The following is a 26,141-nucleotide window of genomic DNA, read 5'->3' on the forward strand; positions in this document are numbered from 1 at the left end:
AAAGCAGCCTTGAATCTGATTTGCTCCTAAAAGGGAATCCTTAGAGTCCACACGACCTAGCGCTTCGCAACCCTATCAAACCCGTCATGACGGGATGTCGAGCGATGCCAAGCGCCCGCAGCCCGACTACTCCACCGCCTCCTCCGCAGGCTGCTCAGGTCGCGCCGTGCGCCTCGACGTAGAGGGCGTAGATCGAGTGGCAGGCCGCCATGTAGAGGCGGTTGTTCTTGGGGCCGCCGAAGGTCAGGTTCTCGCAACGCTCCGGCAGGCGAATGAAGGCGAGCGGCTTGCCCTGCGGGCTGAACACCATCACGCCGTCGAGATCCTCAGGTCTTCCCTTGAGCTGATAGACCTTGCGGCCGTTGACGTCGGTCGGCTCCGACTGCAACGCCCCGTTGCTTCCCCAACCGCACCAGAGGTTGCCGTCGCGATCGACGCGAAAACCGTCGAGCGATCCCTGGTCGGCCGCATCGATCAGCTTGGTCTTGTTGCCGACCGTGCCGTCGGGATTGACGTCATAGCTCCAGATTCTGCGGTTCGGCGTGCCCTTCCACTCGACGACGTAGAGCTTCCTTTCGTCCGGCGAGAAGGCGAGCCCGTTGGGATTGACGAGGTCGGTGATCACCGCCTTCAGCTTGCCGTTCTTCTCGGTGCGGGTGATCAGCCGCGTCACCGAATGCTCGCAGGTGACGAGCCGGCCCTGGCGGTCGCGCGTATTGCCGTTGGCGAAATTGGCCGGGCTGCGGAACACGCTGAGGCTGCCGTCCTTCTCGCTGTATTTCATGATGCGGTTGTTGGGGATATCGCTGAACAGCAGATAGTTGCCTTCGGGGAAGTAGATCGGCCCCTCCACCCAGCGCATGCCGGTGGCAACCTGCTCCAGCGTGCTGCTGTAGATCCGATATTTCGCAAAGCTCGGGTCGAGGATCTCGATCGCCGGATCCGGATAGCGCTGATTGGGCTTGAACGGAAACGACTGCGCCATCGCACGGCTGGCCGCCGCGCTTGCCACGCCGGCGCCGATACTGGCCATCAGATTGCGACGTGAGATCATGTCTTTCCTCCCCTTTTTGGCACCGACTAACCATTCACGGGTCGGCTGACGGAGCGGTAGGCACGTTGTCACCACCGGTCCAATTCCGTTCCGGCATCGATCGATGCCGATCCAATATCGATCGTTGGGGTCTCGCTCGGATGCTTACTCCGCCGCCTGCTCCAGCGGCGCGACGCGGGGCAGGACCATCTGGATGCGCGTGCCGTTGCCCGGCGCGGAATCGAGGTTGAGCCGTCCGCCGAGGCGTGTGGTGACGATGCTGTAGACGATGTGCAGGCCGAGCCCGGTGCCGCCCTGATCGCGCCTTGTGGTGAAGAACGGATCGAAGGCGCGCCTTCGCACATCGAGGCTCATGCCGCAGCCATTGTCGGCGAAGATCACCTCGACATTGTCGTTGCCTGACGCGCGCACCTGGATGTCGACCTCACCCGGCTTGCCGTCCGGGAAGGCATGCGCGACCGCATTGAGGAACAGATTGGTCAGCACCTGGCCATACGGTCCCGGATAGGAATTCATCACCAGATTGGGCTGGCAATCGATGTTGAGCGTCAGGTTGTGCTTGCGCAGGCCCGGCCGCAGGCTCATCACCACCTGCTCGGTGAGATCGCCGAGATCGAAGGTGCGCTGATCCGAATAGTTGCGGTCGGCGGCAACCTGCTTGAACGACTGGATCAGCTCCGCGGCGCGGTTGAGGTTGGCGACAAGCTGCGACGACGCATCGCGCGCGGTGCCGAGAAAATCGTTCAGGCTGGAGCGGCGCAGATCGCCGCGCTCGACCTGGCTGGCGAAATTCGCAGTCTTGCGCTCGAGCGCCGAGGCCACCGTCAGGCTGATGCCGACGGGGTTGTTGACCTCATGGGCGACGCCCGCCACCAGGCGGCCGAGGGCGGCGAGCTTCTCCGCCTCGATCAGCGAATTCTGGGTCTCGCGCAGGTTGCGCAGCGCGGCTTCGGCGGAATCCTTCGCCTTGCGCATTTCTTGCTCGGAGCGCTTGCGCTCGCCGATATCGAGCGCGACGGTGACGATGTTCTCGATCTCGCCCTGGACACCGAGGATCGGCAGCTTGTTGACCAGCCATTGCCGCATGTTGCCGGCGGAATCCTTGTACTCCTCCTCGTAGAAGCCGAGCTCACGGCGGGCCGACAGCACGCGCTTGTCGTGCTCGTCGGTCTTCGCTGCGCCGTAGTGCGACATCAGCTCGGCGGTGGTCTGGCCGATGGCATCCTGCGGCTCGATGCCGAAAATGCCGGCCATGTAGCGGTTCATCAGCACGTAGCGCAGCTCGCGGTCCTTGACGTTGATGACTGCGGGCACGGTGTCGATCACCATCTGCAACAGACGCCGGCCCTCGGCGATGGCGTCTTCCGCGCGCTTCTGGTCAGTGATGTCGCGGACCGCGCCCTCGTAGCGGATCACCTCGCCGTGGTCGTTGCGCACCGCGGTGGCCGAGTCGGAGAGCCACAGCACGGTGCCGTCGCGCGAGCGCACCTGGTACTCGTACTCCCGCACCATGCCGTCGCGCTGCATCCGCTTCTGGTACTCGGTGCGTGCCGCCGGGTCGACGTAGACGGTGGAGGCGATGTCGCCGATGCCGTTGATCAGGTCCTGCGGCGCCCCATAGCCCATGATCCGCGCCAGCGCCGAGTTGGCGTTGAGCAGCGCGCCACCGGGGGTCGTCACATAGATTCCGTCGACGGAGGATTCGAACAGCTTGCGGTAGCTTTCCTCGGCGAGCCGCTGCTCGGCAAGCGCGCGCACCGCGGCCTCGCGCGCGGCGTCGGCGTCGACCAGGGTCTGGCGGAACACCGCGGCCGCCCGCGCGATGTCGCCGATCTCGTTGTCGAGATTGGTCTCCGGGATGAAGGCGCTCTTCTCGCCGCCGGCCACCTTGCGGATCGCGCCTGCGATCTTGGCAAGCGGACGCACGGTTCGGCGAACCACCAGCAACGCCGCGAACAGGCCGATCAGCACGCCGGCCGAGCCGAGCACGATGCTCTGCCATTTGGCTTCCGTCAGCGTGCGCGCGAAATCGCGCGACAGCACGTGGCCGCGCCGCGTGCTGAGCTCGCGCAACAGCTCGGTGACGCGCTGGATCAGCCGGCCTTCGGCGCCGAGCACCTCCTTGTCGATATCGGCGATCTGCCCTTCCCGCACCGCGACCGCGACGATCGCCTCGGCATAATTGTCGACGGCGGTGCGCAGCGCCGGATCGGCGATCGTCATCGCCCGCATGCTCTGCGCGGCCTGCTCGGCCGCGGATGTATTGTGGGCGAGCAGCGCGGTCGCGATGCGGCTCTGGGTCTGCGACAGCGTCGTCGCGACCTCCAGATCGGGCGTCGCGGCGAGCGCCTTGTCGAAGGCGTCGCGCAACGGCGGCAGTGCGACGATCAGCTCGGCGCGGCGGCTGAGCAGCGTCGAGATGCGCTCGATGCCGCTGCGATAGGTCGCAAGCCGCTGCGTGACGCCGTCGATCATGTCCTGCTGCTCGGGCGCAAGCTTGATGCGGGTCTTCTTCAGGATCTCGCTCAGCGACTGGGCGGCTTCCGCGACCTGGACCGACTGGCTGCCCGGCTCGGTGACGAAGTCCCGCGCCGCCAGCCGCAGCTCGTTCATGCGCCGGTCGATATCCTCGGCGATGTCGCCGACGCTTTGCAGCCGCTGCAGCTCGGCAAAGGTGGTGTCGATGTGGCGGATCGCGACCACGCTCGCGGTGGATGTGATGATGATCACGGCCAGCACCAGCAGGAAGCTGCCGAACGTGAGCTGGCCGATCGACAGGGAAAAAGCGCGCGGCGGTTGTGAATTCGGCAGCAGTTCGGGGGTCATGTCATTGAGGCCGGGGTCTCATCGGCCATAATATACGGGATATTTCGGTCTGAGGGGAACAAGCTCACGATCATGGGAAAGCCGCCCGGTCGGGCCGGTCCGGGGGTGATCCGCGTCACGCGCGCCGCGCTTTCTGAGCCAATCCAGGACGCGGATCCGACCGATGCCGACCGATTGCGCGGATGGTCAAATTCGTGCGCGCCGCGCGGGGCGCCTATCCCGCCGGCGGCCGTCGTCCGGACCCTGCGCCGGGGCCGACCGGCTCAGGCGGTCGCGACCTTCCGCGCCGGGATCGTCATCGCGGCAACGCCGATTACGACGCAGGCGAGCCCGATCCATGCCGTCGGGCTCAACCGCTCGCCGAGGAAAACCACGCTGAGCGCGACGCCGATCGGGACGCGCAGGTAAGCCTGCGCCGTGGTGCCGACCGAGCCCAGCGTCTGGATCAGGCGGAAGTAGATCACGAAGGCGATCGCGGTCGAGAACACGGCAAGGGCCAGCAGCCCCAGCAGCGAGCTCGTCGAGGGCGCCAGCGTCCAGGGCCGCTCGACGGCCAGGCTTACCGGAATGAGGATCGCGGCCCCCGCGATCAACGAGCCCGCCGCCGGCGCCATCGGATCGAGATCCTTGAAGCCGCGACTGAAGATCGCAGCGCAGGCATAGCAGATTGTGGCGGCCACGATCGCGATCTCGGCGGGGATGCCTGTTCCAAGGTCGCGGAACGCGTCGACGCCGACGATCAGGCAGATGCCGGCCATGCCGGCGACCCCCGAACAGCTTCCTTGGGCTCGCCACCTCATGGCGGGTGATCGCGGCCGTGAAAAGAAAGGTGAAGATCGGTGACGCCGAATTGAGGATCGTGGTCAGCCCGGCATCGACCATGCGCTCCCCCAGGCGATCATGGTCCAGGGGATCACGCTGTTGAGGCAGGCCTGGAAGACGAAGCGGCGCCATGTCGCGGCATCCGTCGGCATCGTCACGCGGCGAAAGCCCATGATCACGAGCAGCAGGAGGCCCGCAATCGCGGTGCGCCCGGCGATCAGCGTGATCGGCGGGATGGTCGCGACGCCAAGCTTGATGAAGGTGTAGGACCCGCCCCAGAGCGTGGCGAGCGCAAGCAGCTGCGTGAGTTCGACGGCGATGTTGGGCTGTCGCAGATCGCCGGTGGCCGTGCCCGTCATGACGGGCTCCTTGCAAGCCAGTCGGCCGTTGCCGCAAACAGGCCCTCCCGCCCATGTTCGAGATGCATGAGATGGGTCGCGCTCGGCACGACAACATCGGCTTTCTCCGCTGTTCCCAGCGCATGTGTCAGCCATGCCGCGTCGTCATCGCGGCACAGGCTGTCCCAGGCGCCGTGGACGATCAGCGCCGGCGCCAAGACACGGCCCGGATCATAGGCAAGCTGGCCGGACCAGGCTGCGATGATGTCGGCCTGCGGCCCGTTCGGAATCCTGACCGCCGGCGGCGTCTGCCGGAACGCATCCGCGTCGGTTGACAGGTAGGCCGGCCCCCATTCGGCGAGATCGGGCTCGATCAGCACCGGCGGGTGCGACGGCGGCACGTCCTCGACAAAGCGCGTCAACTGATCGGCGATCGAAACCGTCCGCCACGCACCGATCCGGTCGGCGGCCGGCAGCCCCTCGACCAGCCGCCGAACGATAGGCCCGAACAGCACCAGGCGGCCGACGGCGCCCGGATGATTGCCGGCAAACAGACCGGCAGCGATCGTGCCCCATGAATGCGCGACGATATGGGGCCGCACGCCGGCGCGCTCGCGGCGGATGTGGTCGACGACCGCTCCGATCTGGGCCGCGGCCTCCGCGGCACGGCCGAGCGGCGCGACGCCGGCGGCGGGCGCTGCCATCTGCTGCGGCCGCGTCGAGCCGCCGAAGCCGATGAAATCGAAGCCCCAAACGTCGAAGCCGCGCGCGTTGAGATCGTCCGCCCATGAGCGCCCGCTGAGCCGATAGCCGACCGACAGCGCCGAAGGAAATGTCGCGCCGTGCACATAGAGCACGGGATCGCCCGCACCCGGCCATCGGCGCAGCAGCACGGCATTGTTGCCGCCGGCGAGCTTCAGCTGTCTTTCCAGAGAGTCTGCCACGTCAATCTCCGTTGCGCCGGGCAGCTTCGCCCGCGCGAGGTCGTTGACGCGGTTATAGCGAGTCGCCAGCGACTATACTTCGGTACTCACCGAAGTGTGGCTGAGCGGCGCAGCGTGCGGCTCGAGCCGCCGCAGGAACTCGGACGGCATCATGCCGAACATGTCGCGGAACGTGCCGGAGAAATGCGCCGAGCTCGCAAAACCGGCGGCGTGGGCCGCCTCCGTCAGCGACATGCCCTGCCTGACCGCGTTCACCGCAGCGCCCATCCGGCTCCACAGCCGGTAGCGCCGCAACGGCACGCCGGTCTCGGCCTTGAAGAGATGCAGGAAGCGCGACGGCGAGAGGCCTGCGACAGTTCCGAGCTGCGTCAGCGAGTGCGATCTGAACGGCTCATCGCGCATCCGCTGCAACGCCGCCGCGATGCGGCGATCGGCCTTTGCCGACACCCCGATGCCGAGCAAGGCATCGAGGCCCTGCCGCGCGTCGCCTGGCGCGAGATGGCCGTCGGCGAGGTCCCGCAAAATCCCGATCGCAGCGCCCTCACCGGCGAGGCCGAACGCGGCGCGCGGCGTGGTCTCGCGCATGCGGGAGGTGATCGCGGCAAGATCGCGGCTCAGCGGATCAAGATACAGGAATGCCATTCTGCCGCGGGAGATGCGGAGGTGATGCAGGGTGTTCGGTGGAATCAGCACGCTCCGCGCAGAGCGAAACACCCCGTCTTCCCGCTCGGGATCATCGGCCACGTCAAACGAATGGTCGAGCCCGATCGCCAGCACCGCCGTGGCGTTGCGATGCGGCGTCAGGCCGAAGGCCGGCCCGAGGTAAAGCACGCGCGCGCCCCACCCGATCAATTTCGCCTGCGATGCCATCGCGCAGCCAGTTTCTGAAAGCGTCGCCATCTCGGACAGTCTATCGCAACTCCCGCATTCTGCGGAGCACCAATATGACAGGCAAGGATTTGTGCGAGGCTTCACCGGATAGCGAGGCGATCCGTCGCGCCATCTCGCGCTATGCGAAGGCGTGGGTCGATGGCGACCGGCAAGGCCTGGTCGCCTGCTATCATGACGATTTCACGTTGCACTATTTCGGCAACAATCCGCTCGCCGGCGTGCATCCCGGCAAGGCGGCCGCGCTGTCCATCCTGGCGGAAGTCACACGGCATACGAACCGCAAGCTCGTGCGCATCGTCGACATGATGGTGGGCGCTGAACGCGGCGGATTGCTGGTCCGCGAGATGTTCGAACGCGGCGGCGGCACCGTCGAAGTCGAGCGGCTGCTGATCTATCCGGTCCGCGACGGATTGTTGTGGCACTGCTGGGTCTACGACCAGCAACAGACGCTGATCGATGGGATTCTTGCGGCGGGCGGGCCGTTCGACCCACCCGGCGAGGCCGCGCGCTAACCCAGCGCGCCGACGTCGAACACGTCGCCATCATAGCCGGCTTCGATCGGGATGCGGAGCTGGCGGCCGGTGGCGGTCTTCGTCATGACAGGCGTGACGGTGACGATCTGTTTGCCGCGGCTGTCGGCGAGCGCAGCCTGCACGCTGTTCTGCTTGCCGAGCTTGATCAGGTTGCGCGTGGTCGGGAACGGCAGCTTGAAACGGCCGGTCTCGCCGCCTTCCAGCGCCTCGCGCGGCGACACCCAGATCGAGTCGGTGGATTCCTTGCCGTCATGGGCGCCGAGTTGATCGGGCGGCGCGGCGGCGAGGAAGAACCAGGTGTCGAAGCGCTTCGGCATGCCCTCGGGCGTGATCCAGTGCGCATAGGGCACGAGTTCGTCGAGCGCGAGCACCATGCCGTTGTCGGTGAGCACCTTCAGGAAGCTGATCTTGCCGTCGTTCAGCGCGGTTCGATGCGCGGCTTCGATCTCGCTTGCCCTTTTGGCGTCGACCAGCTCCTTCGCGCCCTTCGGCCGCGCCAGCAGGATGCCGCTCTCCTCGAACGTCTCGCGGATCGCCGCGATGCGGAAGCTCAGCGCCGTCTCGTCGAGCCCCGCGCCGCCGGAATACAGCGCGGGATTGGCGATGATCTCCTTGTCGCCCTTGTCGACGCTGCCGCCTGGGAACACCAGCGCCCCCGAATTGAAGTCGATCTCATAATGGCGAACCATCATGAAGACCTCGACCTCGTCGCGGCTCTTGCCGTCGACCTTCGCTGCCTTGCTGTCGCGCAGCAGCAGGATGGTGGATGCCGGACGCGGTACGACGATGTCAGCCATGGTGATTTAGCCTGCTGCGCCGGATTGGGGTTGCAGATTGGCGCGGCGGTCGACCCGCGCCACACGTGACAGGAGGTAGTCGACTTCCGCCCGCGCCTGCGACGTGACGACCGCGCCAGGCTTGCGCTGCGTGCTCGACGAAATGATGCCGCGCTTCTGCAGCACGTATTTGCGGACCGTGAGGCCGACGCCCGGCTGCTGCTCGTAGCGGATCAGCGGCAGATGCGCGTCGAACAGGTCGTGCGCCGCGTCGCGCTTGCCCGCCTTCGAGAGATTGACGACGTCGATTAGCAGTTCCGGGAAGGCGTAGCCGGTCATCGCGCCGTCGGCGCCGCGCTCCATCTCGAAATCGAGGAACAGCGCGCCATTGCCGACCAGGATCGACAGCGGCCGCAGCGAACCGTCCTTCTGGAAGTTGCGCAAGGTGGAGATCTTCTCCAGCCCCGGCCAATCCTCATGCTTGAGCATCACGCAGGACGGCGAATCCATCACGATCTTGCGGATCACGGCAGGCGTGAACACGACGGTGAGCGTCAGCGGATAGTCCTGCAGCACCCAGGGAATATCGTCGCCGATCGCTTCCTGCGCCTGCTTGAAATAGGTGGTGATCTGGTCGTCGGTGCGCAGATTGGGCGGCGGCGCGATCATGACGCCGGCGGCGCCCGCATCCATCGAGGCTTTCGCCAGCGACCGCATCGTCGCGAAGCCCGGCGCCGAGACGCCGACGATGACCTGCAGCTTCTTGGCACGTTTGACGAAGCGCAGCGCGACCTGCTCGGCCTCGGCGGCGTCGAGCTTCGGCGCCTCGCCGAGGATGCCCAGCACCGTGACGCCGTCGCAGCCGACTTCGGTGTAGAAATCGGTCAGCCGGTCGATGGATTTCTCGTCGATGCGGCCGTCGTCATGGAACGGCGTCGGCGCGATCGCAAAGGTTCCGGCGGCCTGGGCGGTGAGCTTCATTTTGGGGTCCTCGTTGGGTATCCGGGGCGGGCCATCCGGCGCCGCCCCGGCCCCTATAGCATGGGGTCAGAACCGCCGCGCGCCCATCTTGATCTGCTCCTCGGAGAAGAAGATCTCCTTGGCGTGGGTGACGATGTCCTCGGCCTTCCAGCCCGTGAATGGCGGCTTCCAGCCTTCCATTTCCATCATCCGCATCTCGCGGACGCCGCGCGGGCCGGAGACCCCGAGGACCTTGCCGGTCTGGTCGCCCGACAAATCGCTGACCATGTATAGCACGGCCGGCGCGATGCCGTCCGGGCCCAACGCCGCGCCAGGGTTCTCCTTGTAGCGAGGCAGGTCTGCGGTCATGCGGGTCAAGGCGCCGGGCGCCAGCGTCCAGATCCGGATGTTGTACTTGCGGCCCTCGATCGCGAGCACGTTGGAGAGGCCCCAGATGCCGCCCTTGGCCGCGCCGTAATTGGTCTGTCCGAAATTGCCGATCAGCCCCGAGGTGGAGGACGTGTTGACGATGACGCCGCCGCCATTGTCGCGCATCCATTTGAACACCGGCTGGGTGCAGCAGAAGGTGCCCTTCAGATGCACCTTCATGACCTTGTCCCAGTTCGCTTCCTGGGCCTTGTGGAAGGTCTCGTCCAAGAGGATGCCGGCATTGTTGACGAGGATGTCGGCGCGGCCGAAATTCTTGATGGCGTCATCGAACACCGACTGGCCGCCGGCCATGGTCGAGATGTCGGCGCCGTTGGCGACTGCGCGGCCGCCCTCGGCCTTGATCGCGTCGACCACCTTGTCCGCCATCGACTTGTCCGAGCCCGAACCGTCGCGCGGGCCGCCGAGGTCGTTGACAACAACCGCCGCGCCCTCGCGCGCGAACAGTTTTGCGTAGGCTTCACCGAGCCCGCCGCCGGCGCCCGTGATGATGGCCACCTTGCCGTCGAGTAATCGCATGGTCGTTTCTCCGTTTTGTTCTTCGTTTTCCCTGCGTCATGGCCGGGCTTGTCCCGGCCATCCACGTCTTCTTCATCAACGGCGGGGAAGACGTGGATGCCCGGTACAAGGCCGGGCATGACGAAACAAGTCAGTGCACGGCTTGCGCCACCATCAGGCCAGCACCGTCTTGCCGCTCTTGATCACGGTGACGCCGCGCGACTTCACCTTGGCCTCGAACGACACCACGTTGCCGTCCTTCCACAGATCCATGGTCACGGTCTCGCCCGGAAAGACCGGCGAGGAGAACCGCGCCACGTGCTGCTTGAAGGCGGACGGATCGTAGTCGGCATAGGTCTGCAGCACGCCGCGGCAGGTGATGCCGTAGGTGCACATGCCGTGCAGAATCGGCCGCGGGAAGCCGGCCTTCTTGGCGAATTCCGGATCGGAGTGCAGCGGATTGCGGTCGCCGCAGAGCCGGTAGATCAGGGCCTGGTCGGGCCGCGTCGTGATGTCGACGACCTTGTCGGGCGCGCGCTCCGGCACCTTGTGCGGTTCGGGCTGGCCTTCCGACGGTCCGCCGAAGCCGCCGTCGCCGCGGGCGAAGCGCGAGGCGACGAGCGTCGCAAGCTTCTCGCCCTTCTCGTCCTTCAGCACGGTCTGGTGGCGGATCACCGCGCCCTTGTCCTTGCCCTTGTCGAAGACGTCGAGCACGGTCGAGTCGGCGGTGATGTGGGCTGCGGTCGAAAACGGCTTGTGGAAGGTGATGTCGCGCTCGCCGTCGACCACCATCACGCGGTTGAGGTTCATCTCGCCGGGGCCCGCGCCCCAGGCTGCGACCGACGCAAACGTCGGCACCACCTTGAGCGGACGCGGCGTCAGCGTGCCCTCGTTGACGAAGGCGAGTTCCTTCTCGTCCATCGGATCGGCGCCGAGGCCGATGCCATAGGCATAGAGCATCACCTCGCGGTCGGTGTAGCTGTATTTCTGGCCGAGATTCTTCAGGGCCATCAACTGTTCGTACACGATCGGCATTGTTGTTTTCTCCCGAATTTCGTTTCTTCGCGGTGCCAGTTGATGCGCCCTCTCCCCCTGTGGGAGAGGGCAACACCGGCGCCCTCCACAAACTCGCTTCAGTGAGGGGTTCGCGCCGCAGAAAGACTGTTTGCGTGGAGAGAGACCCCTCACCCGCCTTCGCTTGCAGCGAAGGCACCCTCTCCCACAGGGGGAGAGGGTGAACTTTAAGCCGGCGTGAAGAACGGCAGCGGCGCGCCGTCGGTCGGCTTCCACACCACCTTCACCTTCTGGCCGATCTTGACCTTGTCGAGGTCGCAATCGACGATGTTGGTCTGCAGCGACGGGCCTTCCTTCAGCGTCACATAGGCGATCGCATACGGGCCAGTCGGCGATTTGCGCATCAGGCTGTAGGTATAGACCGTCGCCTCGCCGCTCGCCTCCTCCCACACCGTCTTGTCGGAGAAGCAGAACGGGCAGATCGCGCGCGGGAAGTAGTGCGGCTCGCCGCAGGCGGTGCAGCGCTTGATCATGAACTTGCCCTGCTTCGCCGCTTCCCAGAACGGCGCGGTTTCCGGATTGGTCACCGGGGCATTGTACTTCTTCGCTTCAGACATCACGCACGCTCCAGAATGCAGGTTGAGGCGGCGTGGCGAACGCCGAGCAGACCGCCGGTGCCATGTGCGATCGCGAGATCGCAGTTCTGCACCTGCACCTTTGGATGCGCTTCGCCGCGCAGCTGGCGGACGGCCTCGAGGATCTTGGTCATGCCGCCGCGGTTGACGGGATGGTTGCTGCACAGCCCGCCGCCGTCGGTGTTGAACGGCAGCTTGCCGACGCCCGAGATCAGATTGCCGTCGGCGACGAACTTGCCGCCCTCGCCCTTCTTGCAGAAGCCGAGGTCTTCGAGCTGCATCAGCACGGTGATGGTGAAGCTGTCGTAGATCGAGGCGTATTTGATGTCCTTCGGCGTCACGCCCGCTTCCTCGAAGGCGCGCGGGCCGGACCAGACGCCGGCGGAATGCGTCAGATCGAGATCCTTGCCGCCGCGCGGGCCCTTCATCGCCTCGCCATGACCGATCAGGCGCACCAGCGGCTTCTTCAGGCTCTTGGCGATCTCGGGCGTGGTCACGATCATCGCGCCGCCGCCGTCGGTGACGACGCAGCAGTCCATGCGATGCAAAGGATCGGAGATCATCGGCGAGTTCACGACGTCCTCGACGGTGACGACCTCCTTCAGCATCGCATGCGGATTGTATTGCGCGTGATGCGAAGCTGCGACCTTGATCCAGGCGAGCTGCTCGGAGGTGGTGCCGTAGTCGTGCATATGGCGCATGGCACACATGCCGTAGGCATTGTGTGTGGTAGCCCCGTAGGCGGATTCGAAATCGGCCTCGGCGCCGGCGGCGCGCGGCGGCATCGGACCGGTGCGCGGCTTGCCGGCGAGCGTGACCAGCGCGACCGAGCATTTGCCGGCGGCGATCGCTTCGGCCGCGTGGCCGAGATGGATCAGGTAGGAACAGCCGCCCGTCTCGGTGGAATCGACATGGCGCAGCTTCTTGGTGTTGAGACCGAGATAGTCGACCATCGGCCACAGTCCGCCCGGCGCGTCGCCGGCGAGGAAATAGCCATCGATATCGTCCTTGGTCAGCCCGGCATCCTCCATCGCGCCCTTGGCGACTTCGGCGTGGAGCTGTGCGGTGGATTTATCGGGTGCGTGCCGGGTGGGATGCTCGTAGATCCCGGCAATGTAGGCCTTGCCCTTGATGGTCAAATCGTTCTCCGCTGGCGTTTCTTAAACTCTCCAGCGTTTTTCTGAACTGCCGGCGCGACCTTGGCAAGCGCGGAAATATTCCGTCAGGCGATACACCCGACCTGATATGATTATAGGTGAAAATCGTATTGGGTCAGTGATGCTGAATTGTAGGGTGGGCAAAGCGAAGCATGCCCACCCTACAAAGCATATTACTCCGCCGCCATCTGCCGCGGCGCCGGCGGCGGATTGGCGAGGTCGGCAGCGAGTTGCGCGTAGCGAACCTTTGCCTCCTTGATCGCTTTGTCCTTCACCGGGCCGTAGCCACGGATACGATCCGGCAGCGACAGCAGTTCGACCGCGATGTCGTGATTGAGCGGCGACAACAGGCTGAGCACGGTTGCGACATCCTTCTCGTAGCCTGCAATCAGATCGCGCTCGAGCTTGCGGTCGGCGTTGTAGCCGAAGATGTCGAGCGGCGTGCCGCGCAGCACACGGAACTTCGCCAGCACCTTGAACACCGACATCATCCATGGGCCGAAGGCACGCTTCTTCGGCCGGCCCTGGGCGTCGAGACCGCCGCCGAGGATCGGCGGCGCGAGATTGAAGGAGAACTTGAAGTCGCCCTCGAACTGGTCCCGAAGCTGCTTCTCGAACTTGCCGTCGGTGAAGAGCCGCGCCACCTCGTACTCGTCCTTGTAGGCGAGCAGTTTTGCGTAGTTGATCGCAACCGCCCGCGGCAGCGCCTCGTCGTAGCCGCCCTTGGTCGCGGCTTCGCGGACCTGATCGACCACCTTGCGGTAGCGTTTGGCCAGCCGCGAGCTCTGGTAGTCGGTCAGCAAGCCCATGCGATGGATGATGATCTCGTCGAGCGACATCGCATCCAGCATCTTCGGCGGCACGACGTCGTCCTGGTCCTTCATCATCGCGGCCAGACGCGCCGGGTCGGCGGCGGCGAGCCGCCCGAGATCGAACGCCTGCGTGTTCATCTTGATCGAGACGCCGTTGACCTCGATCGCCTTCTCGATCGCCTCGGCAGACAGCGGCAGCAGGCCGCGCTGATAGGCAAAACCCAGCATCATGATGTTGGTGGCGATGCTGTCGCCGAGCAGTGCTTCGGCCGGCTTGGTGAAATCGTAGAACGCGGAGTCCTTGCGCAGCTCGGTCTCCAGCACGCTGTTGACCTTGCGGCTCTGGAAATTGAAGTCGCGGTTGAGGATGAAATCCGCGGTCGGGATCACGTGGCTGTTGATGATGCCGACGGTGCGGTTCGCGTCGCAGAGCGTGACGGTGTCCTTGGACGCCGCCACCACTTCGTCGGCGGCGAGCACGAGATCCGCCGTGCCGGTGACGATCCGCGAGCAGGTCACGTCGGCGGTGTTTTCGGAGAGCCGGACGTGGCTCAGCACCGCCCCACCCTTCTGCGCGAGGCCGGACATGTCGAGGATCATCGAGGCCTTGCCCTCGATATGCGCGGCCATGCCGAGCAGCGCGCCGATCGTCAGCACACCGGTGCCGCCGACGCCGCCGACCGCGATGTTGTAGGGCCGGTCGAGCGGCGGCTTCGATGCCGGCTCCGGCAGATCGCCGATGCTGCCGAGATCGGACGGCGCACGGCGGCGCAGCTTGCCGCCGTCGACCGTGACGAAGGACGGGCAAAAGCCCTTCACGCAGGAATAGTCCTTGTTGCAGGTCGACTGGTTGATGGTGCGCTTGCGCCCGAGCTCGGTCTCCAGCGGCTCGACCGAGATGCAGTTCGACTGCACGGAGCAGTCGCCGCAGCCTTCGCAGACCGCTGGATTGATCAGCACGCGGCGCTGCGGATCCTCCATCAGGCCGCGCTTGCGGCGGCGGCGCTTTTCGGCGGCGCAAGTCTGCACGAACACGATCGACGAGGTGCCCTTGTACTCGCGGCACATCTTCATGACGTTTTCGAGCTCGTCGCGATGGTAGAGCTTGACGCCCGGCGCGATGGTGTCGGCCGGATAGGCGTCCGGGTTCTCAGAGACGAGATAGATCTCGCGAATGCCCTCGGCGTGCAGCTGGAAGGTGATTTTCTGCGGCGACAGATCGCCGTCATGCTGCTGGCCGCCCGTCATGGCAACCGCGTCGTTGTAGAGGATCTTGTAAGTGATGTTAGTTTTCGACGCGATCGCCTGGCGGATCGCGAGAATGCCGGAGTGGAAATAGGTGCCGTCGCCGAGATTGGCGAAGATGTGGTTCTCGTTGGTGAAGGGCGCGATGCCGACCCACGGCACACCCTCGCCGCCCATATGGGTGAAGGTCTCGGTCGAGCGGTTCATCCACAGCGCCATGAAGTGGCAGCCGATGCCGGCCAGCGCGCGGCTGCCTTCCGGCACCTTGGTCGAGGTGTTGTGCGGGCAGCCGGAGCAGAAATACGGCGTGCGCGTCACCGGCGCGACCGCCTGCATCTGCGTCGACTGGCGACCGTTGAACCAGTCGGCCTTGGCGCGCAGCATCTCGGCAATTTCGGGGTTGAGGTTAAGTCGAAGGAGACGTTCGGTGAGCGAGCTGGCGAGCGAGGCGACGCTCAGCTCGGCGGCGAAGGTGAGGAAGCGCTTGTCGTGATCGTCCATCTTGCCGACGATGCGCGGGCGCACGTCGTCGCGCCAGTTGAACAGCTCCTGCTTGACCTGGTTCTCGACGATCTCGCGGCGTTCCTCGACGATGAAGATCTCCTCGAGGCCGACAGCGAAATTGCGCACGCCTTCCGGCTCCAGCGGCCAGGGCATGCCGATCTTGTAGAGGCGGATGCCGATCTTGGCGGCGATCTCAGGCGTAATGCCGAGCTCGCGCAGCGCCTGTCGGATGTCCTCGTAGCTCTTGCCCGAGGCCATGATGCCGTATCGTGCGTTCGGCGAGTCCATCGTGACGCGATTGACCTTGTTGGCGCGGGCAAAGGCGATCGCGGCAAAACCCTTGTAGTCCTGCAGCCTGCGGTCCTGGTCGAAGCGGTCGTCGGGCCAACGGATGTTGAGGCCATCAGGCGGCAGCTCGAAATCGGTCGGGATCACGAACGGCGTCATCTCGTCGGTGAGATCGATCTCGGCCGTGGTCTCGACCGTCTCGGTGATCACCTTCATGCCGACCCAGCAGCCCGAGTAACGCGACATCGCGATACCCAGAAGGCCCATCTCGATCATTTCATGGATGCTGGAGGGATAGAGGTAGGGCATCAGCGCGGAGATGAAGGCGTGGTCGGACTGATGCGGGACGGTGGAGGATTTCGCGCCATGGTCGTCACCGGCAAGGCAAAGTACGCCGCCGTGTTTGGCCGAACCGGCCGCGTTGCCGTGGCGGAACACGTCGCCGCAGCGATCGACGCCGGGGCCCTTGCCGTACCAGATGCCGACTACGCCATCATATTTGGCACCGGGCGACAGCGCGAGCTGCTGCGAGCCCCAGATCGCGGTGGCCGCGAGGTCCTCGTTCACGCCGGGCTGGAATTTGACGTTGTACTGCTCGAGATGCTTGCGGGCGGCAAACAATTGCTGGTCGTAACCACCGAGCGGGGAACCGCGGTAGCCCGAGATGAAGCCGGCGGTGTTGAGGCCTGCGGCGCGGTCTCGCCTAATCTGAGCCATCGGCAGGCGGACCAAGGCCTGGATGCCGGTCAGGAAGACATGGCCGGTGTCTTGGGTATATTTCTGGTCGAGACTGATAGGACCTTGGTTGATGCCCATTTAGCCCTCTTTGCACCGTGGTCGCGACGACACTTTTTTAGCTGGTCATCTGAGCTTGTTAGAACCAGTCTATGTCGGATTTTTCGCTGCGCGCAGCACAATTCTGGGCGATAAAGCCCGGGGCTCAAAAATCGCAATATCGTGCCGGGAATATTGCAGGGCTGTTTCGGTTTCTGTCGCTGGGAAGGCCTGCGGCGAAATGGCGTAACGCGTCTTACGGACCGAAAGGTGGACGATGCAGGGGCGGCTTGGGGCAACGCGGGCGATTCTGGCCACTCTCTTATTCTACTGTTTGTGCAGTGCGTTCGCGTCCGGCGAATGCGCGGCCGCGTCCGAGGACGTGATCGCCCGCGGCAAGGCGCTCACGATTGCCGGCGATTGTGCAAGCTGCCACACCGCGGATGCCGCAAAACCCTTTGCCGGCGGCAAGCGCATCGACACGCCGTTCGGCGCGATCACTTCGCCGAACCTGACGCCCGACCGCGAGACCGCGATCGGCGACTGGAGCGACGATGATTTCCTCCGCGCGCTCCGCTACGGCATGTCGCCGTCGGGCGCGCATTACTATCCGGCCTTCCCCTACCCCAATTTCACCAGGCTGATCCGCGACGACATCCTGGCGATCCGCGCCTATCTCGCCACGCTTGCGCCGGTCAGCAACAAGGTGCCGCCGCCGGAGCTGCGCTGGCCGCTGAACTATCGCGTCGTGATGGGCGCCTGGAACTACCTGTTCTTCACGCCCGGCATCTTCCGGCCGGACCAGGGCAGAAGCCCGGAATGGAATCGCGGCGGCTATCTTGTCGAAGGGCTCGCGCATTGCGGCGCCTGCCATACGCCGAAGAACGCCTTTGGCGCCGACCGGCGCGACCAGGCATTTGGCGGCAGCATGGTCCAGGGCATGTTCGCGCCGCGGCTGGATGCGGCGCCTCGCAGTGGGCTGAAGTCCTGGAGCGTCGACGACGTCGTCGAATATCTGCAGAGCGGCCGCAACGCGCATAGCCATGCCGGTCCGCTGATGTCGGAGGTGGTGGTCAATTCGACCTCGAAGATGAGCGACGCCGACGTCCGCGCGATCGCGGTCTACCTCAAGGCCCTGCCCGCGGGCGCCTCGGAGCCGGAGGTCACCCCGCCCTCGCCTGCGCAGATGAAGAATGGCGAACGCATCTATCGCGGCGCCTGCATCGCCTGCCACGAGCTCGACGGCTCGGGCGCGCCGCGAATCTATCCGCCGCTGCCGGGCAACGCCAATTTGCAATCGGCCAACCCCGCGAGCACGCTGCGCATCATCCTCGACGGCGCGCAGAGCCTGACCACGCCGCGCGCGCCGAACGCCGGTTCGATGCCGTCCTATCCCAAGCTGACCGACCAGGAGATCGCCGACGTCGCGACCTATATGCGCAATTCCTGGGGCAACGCCGCGCCGGCGGTGACGGCGGACGAGGTCGCGAGGGCGCGGCGGAGGTAGCAGCGAGCCGGCGTTGCAAGACCCTCATGGTGAGGAGGCGCGCCAGCGCCGTCTCGAACCATGCGCCACTCTCTCACGCGGCCATCCTTCGAGACGCGCGCAGGCGCGCTCCTCAGGATGAGGTCCTTTGGTGTGGCGCACCAAACCGTATCCGGGAGCGACCGCTCACCGCTCCTCGCCGTCGAACACGAATTTCGGCATCTCCCATTTGTAGCGGATCGCCAGCAGGCGGAACGTCAGGCCGAGCCCGAAGGTGAGCAAGGTCCAGACCTGGTCGTTGAGGTTCAGCCCGAACGCGGTCGCATAGAACAGCCCGGTGACGACGGAGACGCTGGCGTAGAGCTCGCTGCGGAACAGCAACGGCACCTCGTTGCAGAGGATGTCGCGCAGCACGCCGCCGGCGCAGCCGGTGATCATGCCCGCGACGATCACGATCGGCAGCGAGGCGTCGACCTGCCAGGCGACGTCACAGCCGGCCATCGTGAACACGACGAGCCCGATCGCATCGAGCACAAGGAACGCAAGGTTGAGGCGATGCACCAGCCGCGCCAGCAGGATGGTGACGAAGGCCGCGGCCATCGTAATCGCGAGGTAGATCGGGTGCGCCACCCAGAGCAGTGGATAATGCCCAAGCAGCACGTCGCGGATGGTGCCGCCGCCAAGCGCCGTGATCGATGCGAGCATGCAGACGCCGGCCCAGTCCATGCTGCGCTTGCCCGCGGCGAGCGCTGCCGACATCGCCTGCGCGGTGACCGCAATGAAGGTCAGCACGTGCAACACCGAATCAGTTGGTGGCATCGACCACATCGCGGGAGCCCCGTGGAACCTGGATCGGGAACCGGGAATCAGCGGTTCCATCATGAACGGGTTGCAAGATTGACGCGGAACATCCGCGCGCGCCAGCCATTGTCCTCGGCGTTTAGTCTTGGGGTGCTAACGGAGGAACTTTGAATGGCATACAACCCTGACGATCCGTATCGCGCCAACCTGACCGATGAGGAAATCCGCCGTCAGGCGCGCCTCAACAGCCTGGATAACGAGCTGCGGGCCGACCCCGAACTGGCCGAGGGCCGAACCAGCGGCACCAAGTTCGCGATGTTTGCAGTCGCCGTGGCCGTGGTGCTGGGCGCGCTGTTCTACGGGCTGAACAACACCTCGGTGAACCAGGCCGGCACGACGCCGTCCTCGCAAACCGCGCAGAGCCAGCCGGCCAACCCGGCCGGGGCGCCTCCGGGCATGCGTGACGTGACGCCGCGCGGCAACACCGCGCCCGGCACGACCACAGGTGCAGCGCCGGCTCGTCCGGCGGCCCCGTCGGCGGACATCAACAAATCAGACATGAAGCCGGCGGCCCCGCCAGCCGACAATGCGAAGTAACCGCGGCCGAGAATCCCTCAGCAGCGGGCCCAGTGGGCCCGCTGCTCTTTTGTCGCCGTCTACTTGAACATCTTGTTGAGCTGACCGGGATAGACATTGGCCATTTCGGTGAAGGTGCCCTTCTCGGCCATCTCCTGCGCGGCTTTCATGAAGCCGGCCCAGGCCATCCGTGCCAGCGAGGCGCCGACGCTGATTCGGCGTACCCCGAGGTCAGCGACCTCTCGCAGCGATCGGCTGGGGGCGATGAGCAAGAGATTCACCGGCTTCGGCGCCACCGCTTTCACGACCGCGGATATCTCCTCGTTGGTCTTGATACCGGGCGCATAGAGGCAATCAGCACCCGCCTCGGAATAGGCCTGCAGCCGCTCGATCACCAGGTTGAGGTCGGGCTGGCCCCACAGAAACGCCTCGCAGCGGCCGGTGAGCACGACACCACTGTTGTCGGCATCGATCGCTTTGCGCGCCGCCTTGATACGCTCGACCGCGAGTTTGAAGTCGAACAGCGGCTTGGCCGCGTCTCCCGTGGAATCCTCAATCGAGAGCCCGGCGACTCCGGTCTTGACGCCACGTGCGACATTCGCCGCGACCTTGTCGGGCTCGACGGCAAAGCCGCCCTCGAAATCGGCGTTGACCGGAATATCCACCGCAGCGCTGAGCGCGGTCAGGTGGTCGCAGACGTCATCGACGGTGACGCGGTTGTCGGGCTTGCCGATGCTCCAGGCAAAACCTGCGCTGGTCGAGGCCACCGCCTCGAAGCCGAGCTGCTGCAGCGCACGGGCACCGCCGACATCGAACGGATTCGGCAGGATGAAGCATCCGCTTTCGTGCATCTTCTTGAAGGTCGTGCGTTTGTCAGCAGCTGTCAGCGGCATTGGTCTCTCCCTGAGGTTGGTTGGCCGCGCAGAGATAGGGATGCGCGCTATTGTGCGCTAGTGCGCTTCGTGAACCGCGCGGCTGTCTTTCGGCGCCTCGGCACGCTCGTTCAAGCCGTAGTCCCTCATCACGCTGGCGACGCGCAACCGGTAATTCTCGAAGATTCGGGCGCGCCCCTTGGCCTGTGTGCGCCGGTGCTCAATTGTATTGCGCCAGGCGTCAACCGCGGCCTCGTCACGGAAGAACGAGAGCGACACGAACTTGCCTTTCTCGGTGAGGCTCTCGAAGCGTTCCACCGAGATGAAGCCGTCGATTGTCTCCAGGATCGGCTTGAGCTCGGCGGCCAGGTCGAAATATTGCTGCCGGTGCTCCGGCTTGGGCCAGACTTCGAAGATCACGGCGATCATGGGCATCTCCCGGAATGCTGTTGCGAAGCCACTATAACGCAACCTTGCGCAGAAATGTCCGCTCCTCCGCCAGGATGAACTTGTTTTCTTCGGCGAAGTTGAAGTTCGCCATGCCCTCCTTGTCAGCGCGCAACCGCGCGCGATAGGCCTCGTAGGCGGCGAGGCTTTCGAACGAGATCAACGCGTAGGCGATGTTGTTGGTGCCCTCATGCGGCATCCAGTAGCCGATCAGATCGCCGCCGCATTTCGGGATGATCGAGAGCCAGTTCTTCGAATATTCCTCGAACATCGCGCGCTTGAACGGATCGAGCTGGTAGCGGATGAAGACGGTGATGGTCATTGGTGTGGCTCCGGTGTTTTGGCGTCATTGTGAGCCAACGGGTCGCGCGAATGCGCGCCCGATGACAGGCTCAGCGAAGCAATCCATCTCTCCACGACTGGATGAATGGATTGCTTCGTCACTTCGTTCCTCGCAATGACGATCTGGGGCAATCGTAGCCGCTTGCTCGACGTCGATGCTTCGTCTATCATCGAACTATGAAAGCCGGACCCGACATCTCCATGGTCGCCGCCCTGGTCGGCGACCCCGCCCGCGCCAACATGCTGACGGCGCTGATGACCGGCCGCGCGCTGACCGCGAGCGAGCTGGCGCAGGAGGCCGGCATCACGCCGCAGACCGCGAGCTCGCATCTGTCGAAGCTTGAGGCCGGCGGGCTGATCGAGCCAGAGAAGCAGGGCCGCCACCGCTACTACCGCCTCACCGGCCCGGACGTTGCGGGCGTGCTGGAAGGGCTCGCGGGGCTCGCCGCCCGCGCCGGCCACATGCGGGTGCGCACCGGGCCGAAGGATCCGGCGCTGCGGCGGGCGCGCATCTGCTACGACCATCTCGCCGGCGACCTCGGCGTGCAGATGCTCGACAGCATGAAGCGGCAGAAGCTGATCCGCCAGACCAAGCAGGCGATGGAGCTGACCGGCGAAGGCAAGCGCTTCATGGCCGATGCGCTGCAGATCGATGCGGCGACGCTGGCGCATCCGCGCCGCCCGGTGTGCAAGGCCTGCCTCGACTGGAGCGAGCGGCGGCATCATCTCGCCGGCACGCTCGGCGCGGCCATGATGGCGCGCTTCACCGAGCTGAAATGGGCCGCACGCGACGCGACGCCGGGCAGCCGCGTGGTCAATTTTTCGCGAAACGGCGAAAAGCGGTTTGCAGCGCTGTTCGGGGCGGGCGAATAACGGCCGAACGTCGCCGTGTTCGTCATGCCCGGCCTTGTGCCGGGCATCTACGTCTTTCGGTCTCTTGGCAGGCAAAGACGTGGATGGCCGGGTCAAGCCCGGCCATGACGGAAAACTCTGTTCGGAGCTTCCATGAACCGTCTTATCTCGACCGCGCTGTTCGGCGCCCTGCTCGCTTTGCCCGTGCTGCCAGCCTCCGCCGCCGAGCGCGAGCCCTATGGCATCGGGCTCGAAGGCTTTGCCTATCCCTATCCGGTCCAGATGCTGCCACTCGTCAATGACGGCGAGCAGCTGCGGATGGCCTATATGGACGTGGCGCCCGCGCAGCCGAACGGCCGCACCGTGGTGCTGCTGCACGGCCGCAACTTTCCCTCGAGCTACTGGGCGCCCGTGATCAGGACGCTGACCGGCGCCGGCTATCGTGTTGTGGTGCCGGACCAGATCGGCTTCGGCAAATCCTCCAAGCCGCAGGGCGACCTGCATTTCGACAACCTCGCGCGCAACACGATGGCGCTGCTCGATCACCTGCGTATCGCGAAGGCCGACATCGTTGCGCATTCGCTCGGCAGCATGCTCGGCGTCCGCATCGCCCGCGCTTATCCGGATCGGGTCAATCATCTGGTGCTGACCGCGCCGATCGGGCTCGAGGATTACCGGCTCTACGTGCCGCCGACGCCGACCGAGAAAATCCTCGAGACCGAGGACAAGCTCACCGCGGACGGTTATCGCAAGCAGCTCGAGACCAACTATGCGCTGAAGCTGCCGGCAGACCAGGTGACGCCGTTCATCGACGCGCGCTTCAACATCAAGGGCAGCGCCGAATATCCGCGCTGGCTGCGCGCCTTCGTGGCGTCCGCGCAGCTGATCTATCGCGAGCCCGTCGTGCACGAGATCCCGCTCATCACCCAGCCGACATTGTTTATCATGGGCGCCGACGATCACAACGCGCCGGGCCGGCCGAACGCGCCGGAAGCGCTGCGGCCGAAGCTGGGCCAGAACGCCGACCTCGCCAAAGCGCTGGCGGCGAAGATGCCGAATGGCCGCGCCGAGGTGATCCCCAGCACCGGACATCTGGTGTTTCTCGAAGCGCCGGCGAAGTATGACGAAATGTTGCTGAGCTTCCTTGCGGCGCAATGACGCGAGCATCTCGACACAGCATGTTCATGTCGCATTCAGCCGACGCCGTTATGGTCGGCGACACTGGGCGCGCGGGTTTTGCGATGATCCCGCCGGGCGAATCGTTGAGCGAAAAGTGTGTTGCAGCGCCGCGACCAGCGGCCGAGATCAAGGGAGATGACATGAAGTATCTTTTTGCAGCAGCAGTTTTGGTGACGACCGCGTTCGCCGGCCTCAGTGCAGCGGAAGCCGCGGGCGGATGCGGCCCGGGCTGGCATCGCGGCCCCTACGGCGGCTGCGTCAGGAACCGCGGTGTCGTCGTCGTCCCCGGTCCGGTTGTCGTCGAACGGCCCGTTGTCGTGGCGCCGCGCCCGCGCGTCTGCCCCTATGGCTTCGTCTGGGCCTATGGCCGCTGCCGCCCGATCTGATCGCAAGCCCGTTGACCAAACAGAACCCCGCGCCTGGCGCGGGGTTTTTCATTTGGCCCGGAATGGGGCGCGCCGCTCACCAGTAACGGCGGCGCCAGTGCCGGCGCCAATGACGGCGACGCCAGCCCCAATGGCGATGGCGCCAGCCCCAATGCCTGCGGCGCCAACCCCAGTGGCGATGCCAACGCACCTGCTCGGGCTTGAGGCGGTCGACCTCGTCGCCCGACGTCACGGCAGGATGGGCATTCTCCGCCGCCGGCTGCCGCGCGTCTTCATTGAGGGGATGCGGTGCGAGCGGCGCGGCCTGGGCGCTCGCCGCGAAAGCCGCGGCACAAGCGGCACCACCGAAGGCGATCTTGAGGAAATCCCGACGCTCCATGACAAGCTCCTCCCTTGCTCAGGTTGTGACGGATGAAGCGCAAGTCTCGTCGCGGTGACATGAACGCCCGCTGAACCCCGCGTTCAGGTTCCACGCCATCAGCCGATCGTGAGCAAGCTCATGTCGCCATCGCCTCCTCCGCAAGCAGCAGAAGGTCCCGCGTCCGCGTCACGTCGGGCCAGTCGCGGTTGAAGTCGGCGACCAGCCGCTTCATGTGATCGCTGTTCACCGCCCGCTCGAGCGCCGCCTGGTCGGCGAATTGATAGGTTGCCTGGTGCAGCGACGGATCACTCAGGCTCCAGCACCGCCACGCGCGCTGCGCACCGAACGATTTCATCGCGTCAGGCAGGTGCTCGCGCGAGTACCAGGCATCGAACGCGGCGCGCTTTGCCGCGTCGGCGACGGTGGCGCGGACGACGAAATAGGCTGCAGGCATCGGCTTCCTCCAGGGTATTTTTGCAGGGCGAGTTAGGCTCACGCCACCGTCACATGCTCCATGATATATCCGCATCCGACAACGCCTCGATCAGGGTATCACCCATGCTTCTCAGCCGCCGCGCCGCCCTCCTCGCCATTGTCCTCATGCTCGGCGCAGTGCCGGCCACAGCCGACGACATCGTGCTGCCGCGCGAAGCCCAGATCGGGCCACGGCCGTTCTATCTCGTCGACAAGATGAAGGACGGACCGCTGAAGCGCACGCTGAGCCAGTGCACCGGCCCGTTCCACAAGACCGACTTCTCGATCGGCCACCGCGGCGCCGCGCTGCAATTTCCCGAACACAGCCGGGAAGCCTATTTGGCGGCTGCGCGCATGGGCGCCGGCGTGATCGAGTGTGACGTCACGTTCACCAAAGACCGCCAGCTGGTCTGCCGCCACTCGCAATGCGACCTGCACGCCACGACCAACATCCTGGCGGTGCCGGAACTCGCCGCGAAGTGCACGCAGCCGTTCAGCCCGGCCGATCCCGCGAGCGGCCGTAAGGCGTCGGCCAAATGCTGCACATCCGACATCACGCTCGCCGAGTTCAAGCGGCTCACCGCGAAGATGGACGGCTTCAATCCGGATGCGAAGACGCCGGAGGAATTCCAGAACGGCACGCCGCGCTGGCGCACCGACCTCTACGCCAACTCGGGCACGGTGATGACCCATGACGAGAGCATCGCGCTGATCAAGAGCCTGGGCGCCAAGTTCACGCCGGAATTGAAGGCGCCGGAAGTGCCGATGCCGTTCGACGGCGACTACACGCAGGAGAGATACGCCACCCAGATGATCGCCGCCTACAAGGCCGCGGGCATTCCGCCCGCCGACGTGTTCGCGCAGAGCTTCAATCTCGCCGATATCATCTATTGGGCGAAGACCGAGCCGGAATTTGCAAAACAGGCGGTCTATCTCGAGGAGCGCTACGAAAAGCAAGGTCTCGATCCCAACAAGCCCGAGACATGGAAGCCCTCGATGGAAGAGCTTAAGGCCGCAGGCGTCGCCATCCTCGGACCGCCGATCTACGCGATGCTGGCGCTGAACGACAAGGGCGAGATCGTCCCCTCGGCCTACGCCAAGGCCGCAAAGGCCGCCGGCCTCGATCTGATCGGCTGGTCGCTGGAGCGCGACGGCCCGCTCAACAAAGGCGGCGGCTTCTACCACAAGTCCGTCAAGGCGGCGATCGACCGCGACGGCGATACGCTGACCGTGCTGGACGTGCTCGCCAAACAGGTCGGCGTCCGCGGCATGTTTTCGGACTGGCCGGCGACGACGACGTTTTATGCGAATTGCGTGGGGATGAAGTGAGGGAGCAGCGTCGTTCGCGACCGTCATTGCGAGGAGCGAATCGGACGAAGCAATCCATCGTCCCGCATACGCTGAAGCATGGATTGCTTCGTGGAGCCTGTCATCGGGCGCGCATTCGCGCGACCCGTTGGCTCGCAATGACGGCTTGGCACTGCCATCGGTCCCGTCGTCCCCGCGCAAAGGCTCCGCCTTTGTCGCTGGAGGTACGAGCAGAACGAGCCTCGAAGGACGCGCGGCCCGGCTGGTGGCCGTGCATCCTTCGAGACGCGCGCAATAGCGCGCTCCTCCAGCGACAACGGCGAAGCCGTTGCGCGGGGATGACGGTATTAGCCTGATTCAATTGTCAAACAGCGATGAGGATACGCGTCCGCGTTCCCGCGACGTGAACCGTCCGAGTCTTGCGTCTCGTTCCGCCCTCTCAATCAGCAGAGGGCGCAGGGAAAGCCGGGTGCCGATTACACCCATGGGCCCTGTGCAACAAAAAGCACAGGGGTAGGACCACAGGTGAAACCGGAAAC

24 protein-coding genes and 1 pseudogene are annotated in these 26,141 nt (G+C 65.2%); 7 read left to right on the plus strand and 18 right to left on the minus strand.

What is annotated here, in order from left to right; translation table 11 throughout:
* Nucleotides 1-154: 154 nt before the first annotated feature.
* From ACFFWD_RS09005 to ACFFWD_RS09025, 5 genes and pseudogenes are all read right to left on the minus strand, one after another.
* A complete protein-coding gene (locus tag ACFFWD_RS09005; RefSeq protein ID WP_376963849.1) occupies nt 155-1,054 on the minus strand; it encodes an SMP-30/gluconolactonase/LRE family protein in 900 nt (299 codons plus the stop codon).
* Nucleotides 1,055-1,198: 144 nt separating this feature from the next.
* Entirely contained in the window at nt 1,199-3,880 is a 2,682-nt protein-coding gene (locus ACFFWD_RS09010) for a PAS domain S-box protein (RefSeq protein WP_376963852.1), read from the minus strand.
* A gap of 263 nt (nt 3,881-4,143) precedes the next feature.
* Nucleotides 4,144-5,061, minus strand: a pseudogene (locus tag ACFFWD_RS09015) (DMT family transporter).
* The gene (locus ACFFWD_RS09020; RefSeq protein WP_376963855.1) at nt 5,058-5,984 is read right to left on the minus strand and encodes an alpha/beta hydrolase; all 927 of its coding nucleotides are present in this window, start codon (nt 5,982-5,984) and stop codon (nt 5,058-5,060) included. The pseudogene ACFFWD_RS09015 and the gene ACFFWD_RS09020 overlap by 4 nt, the downstream one beginning before the upstream one ends.
* 72 nt (nt 5,985-6,056) lie before the next feature.
* A complete protein-coding gene (locus tag ACFFWD_RS09025; RefSeq protein ID WP_376963858.1) occupies nt 6,057-6,884 on the minus strand; it encodes a helix-turn-helix domain-containing protein in 828 nt (275 codons plus the stop codon).
* 44 nt (nt 6,885-6,928) lie between these two features.
* Here ACFFWD_RS09025 and ACFFWD_RS09030 point away from each other — a divergent pair, with 44 nt between their 5' ends.
* A complete protein-coding gene (locus ACFFWD_RS09030) occupies nt 6,929-7,387 on the plus strand; it encodes a nuclear transport factor 2 family protein (protein ID WP_376963861.1) in 459 nt (152 codons plus the stop codon).
* On the opposite strand, the gene ACFFWD_RS09035 is transcribed toward ACFFWD_RS09030, so the two are convergent.
* The 7 genes from ACFFWD_RS09035 to ACFFWD_RS09065 all read right to left on the minus strand — a co-directional run bounded on the left by ACFFWD_RS09035 (nt 7,384) and on the right by ACFFWD_RS09065 (nt 16,560).
* Complete coding sequence (locus tag ACFFWD_RS09035; RefSeq protein WP_376963864.1) at nt 7,384-8,205, minus strand: NUDIX hydrolase; 822 nt, start codon at nt 8,203-8,205, stop codon at nt 7,384-7,386. The two genes, ACFFWD_RS09030 and ACFFWD_RS09035, sit on opposite strands and share 4 nt — an antisense overlap.
* Nucleotides 8,206-8,211: 6 nt before the next feature.
* Nucleotides 8,212-9,165, minus strand: a complete 954-nt coding sequence (locus ACFFWD_RS09040) for a dihydrodipicolinate synthase family protein (RefSeq protein WP_376963867.1) — start codon at nt 9,163-9,165, stop codon at nt 8,212-8,214.
* Between the two features lie 66 nt (nt 9,166-9,231).
* Nucleotides 9,232-10,110 (minus strand): SDR family oxidoreductase, encoded by an 879-nt coding sequence (locus ACFFWD_RS09045; RefSeq protein ID WP_376963870.1) that lies wholly within the window; start codon nt 10,108-10,110, stop codon nt 9,232-9,234.
* A gap of 153 nt (nt 10,111-10,263) precedes the next feature.
* A complete protein-coding gene (locus ACFFWD_RS09050) occupies nt 10,264-11,124 on the minus strand; it encodes a MaoC family dehydratase (protein WP_376963873.1) in 861 nt (286 codons plus the stop codon).
* 206 nt (nt 11,125-11,330) lie between these two features.
* A complete protein-coding gene (locus ACFFWD_RS09055; protein WP_376963876.1) occupies nt 11,331-11,720 on the minus strand; it encodes a Zn-ribbon domain-containing OB-fold protein in 390 nt (129 codons plus the stop codon).
* Nucleotides 11,720-12,877 carry a thiolase family protein gene (locus tag ACFFWD_RS09060; RefSeq protein WP_376963879.1) on the minus strand — a complete coding sequence of 386 codons (1,158 nt, stop codon included), beginning with the start codon at nt 12,875-12,877 and terminating at the stop codon, nt 11,720-11,722. The genes ACFFWD_RS09055 and ACFFWD_RS09060 overlap by 1 nt, the downstream gene beginning before the upstream one ends.
* Before the next feature lie 191 nt (nt 12,878-13,068).
* Nucleotides 13,069-16,560, minus strand: a complete 3,492-nt coding sequence (locus ACFFWD_RS09065; protein WP_376963882.1) for an indolepyruvate ferredoxin oxidoreductase family protein — start codon at nt 16,558-16,560, stop codon at nt 13,069-13,071.
* A 235-nt stretch (nt 16,561-16,795) separates the two neighbouring features.
* Between ACFFWD_RS09065 and ACFFWD_RS09070 the strand changes: the two genes are divergently transcribed.
* On the plus strand, nt 16,796-18,025 hold the full coding sequence (locus ACFFWD_RS09070) for a cytochrome c (protein ID WP_376963885.1): 1,230 nt from the start codon (nt 16,796-16,798) through the stop codon (nt 18,023-18,025).
* A 165-nt stretch (nt 18,026-18,190) separates the two neighbouring features.
* On the opposite strand, the gene ACFFWD_RS09075 is transcribed toward ACFFWD_RS09070, so the two are convergent.
* A complete protein-coding gene (locus tag ACFFWD_RS09075; RefSeq protein WP_376963888.1) occupies nt 18,191-18,832 on the minus strand; it encodes a trimeric intracellular cation channel family protein in 642 nt (213 codons plus the stop codon).
* A gap of 144 nt (nt 18,833-18,976) precedes the next feature.
* Between ACFFWD_RS09075 and ACFFWD_RS09080 the strand changes: the two genes are divergently transcribed.
* The gene (locus tag ACFFWD_RS09080) at nt 18,977-19,402 is read left to right on the plus strand and encodes a hypothetical protein (protein ID WP_376963891.1); all 426 of its coding nucleotides are present in this window, start codon (nt 18,977-18,979) and stop codon (nt 19,400-19,402) included.
* A gap of 59 nt (nt 19,403-19,461) precedes the next feature.
* On the opposite strand, the gene ACFFWD_RS09085 is transcribed toward ACFFWD_RS09080, so the two are convergent.
* From ACFFWD_RS09085 to ACFFWD_RS09095, 3 genes are read right to left on the minus strand one after another with little or no spacing between them, the layout of a single operon-like run.
* The gene (locus tag ACFFWD_RS09085; RefSeq protein WP_376963894.1) at nt 19,462-20,274 is read right to left on the minus strand and encodes an isocitrate lyase/PEP mutase family protein; all 813 of its coding nucleotides are present in this window, start codon (nt 20,272-20,274) and stop codon (nt 19,462-19,464) included.
* A gap of 57 nt (nt 20,275-20,331) precedes the next feature.
* Nucleotides 20,332-20,682: an antibiotic biosynthesis monooxygenase family protein gene (locus tag ACFFWD_RS09090; RefSeq protein WP_376963897.1), complete on the minus strand. Its 351-nt coding sequence runs from the start codon at nt 20,680-20,682 to the stop codon at nt 20,332-20,334.
* A gap of 31 nt (nt 20,683-20,713) precedes the next feature.
* Nucleotides 20,714-21,022 carry an NIPSNAP family protein gene (locus tag ACFFWD_RS09095; protein ID WP_376963900.1) on the minus strand — a complete coding sequence of 103 codons (309 nt, stop codon included), beginning with the start codon at nt 21,020-21,022 and terminating at the stop codon, nt 20,714-20,716.
* Nucleotides 21,023-21,219: 197 nt separating this feature from the next.
* Here ACFFWD_RS09095 and ACFFWD_RS09100 point away from each other — a divergent pair, with 197 nt between their 5' ends.
* The 3 genes from ACFFWD_RS09100 (at nt 21,220) to ACFFWD_RS09110 (ending at nt 23,459) form a co-directional block, all read left to right on the plus strand.
* Nucleotides 21,220-21,915 carry an ArsR/SmtB family transcription factor gene (locus ACFFWD_RS09100; protein WP_376963903.1) on the plus strand — a complete coding sequence of 232 codons (696 nt, stop codon included), beginning with the start codon at nt 21,220-21,222 and terminating at the stop codon, nt 21,913-21,915.
* Nucleotides 21,916-22,047: 132 nt separating this feature from the next.
* Nucleotides 22,048-23,052, plus strand: a complete 1,005-nt coding sequence (locus tag ACFFWD_RS09105) for an alpha/beta fold hydrolase (RefSeq protein ID WP_376963906.1) — start codon at nt 22,048-22,050, stop codon at nt 23,050-23,052.
* Nucleotides 23,053-23,213: 161 nt separating this feature from the next.
* Nucleotides 23,214-23,459, plus strand: coding sequence for a GCG_CRPN prefix-to-repeats domain-containing protein (locus tag ACFFWD_RS09110; RefSeq protein WP_376963909.1), 246 nt, complete (start codon nt 23,214-23,216; stop codon nt 23,457-23,459).
* 76 nt (nt 23,460-23,535) lie between these two features.
* Here ACFFWD_RS09110 and ACFFWD_RS09115 read toward each other — a convergent pair whose 3' ends face one another.
* Nucleotides 23,536-23,838: a twin-arginine translocation signal domain-containing protein gene (locus tag ACFFWD_RS09115; RefSeq protein WP_376963912.1), complete on the minus strand. Its 303-nt coding sequence runs from the start codon at nt 23,836-23,838 to the stop codon at nt 23,536-23,538.
* A 118-nt stretch (nt 23,839-23,956) separates the two neighbouring features.
* Complete coding sequence (locus ACFFWD_RS09120) at nt 23,957-24,274, minus strand: hypothetical protein (protein ID WP_376963915.1); 318 nt, start codon at nt 24,272-24,274, stop codon at nt 23,957-23,959.
* A gap of 104 nt (nt 24,275-24,378) precedes the next feature.
* Here ACFFWD_RS09120 and ACFFWD_RS09125 point away from each other — a divergent pair, with 104 nt between their 5' ends.
* The gene (locus tag ACFFWD_RS09125; RefSeq protein WP_376963918.1) at nt 24,379-25,623 is read left to right on the plus strand and encodes a glycerophosphodiester phosphodiesterase family protein; all 1,245 of its coding nucleotides are present in this window, start codon (nt 24,379-24,381) and stop codon (nt 25,621-25,623) included.
* The last annotated feature ends 518 nt before the right edge of the window (nt 25,624-26,141 follow it).

The organism is Bradyrhizobium erythrophlei (genome assembly GCF_042430365.1).
In the GTDB taxonomy this organism is placed as follows: Bacteria; Pseudomonadota; Alphaproteobacteria; order Rhizobiales; family Xanthobacteraceae; genus Bradyrhizobium; species Bradyrhizobium erythrophlei.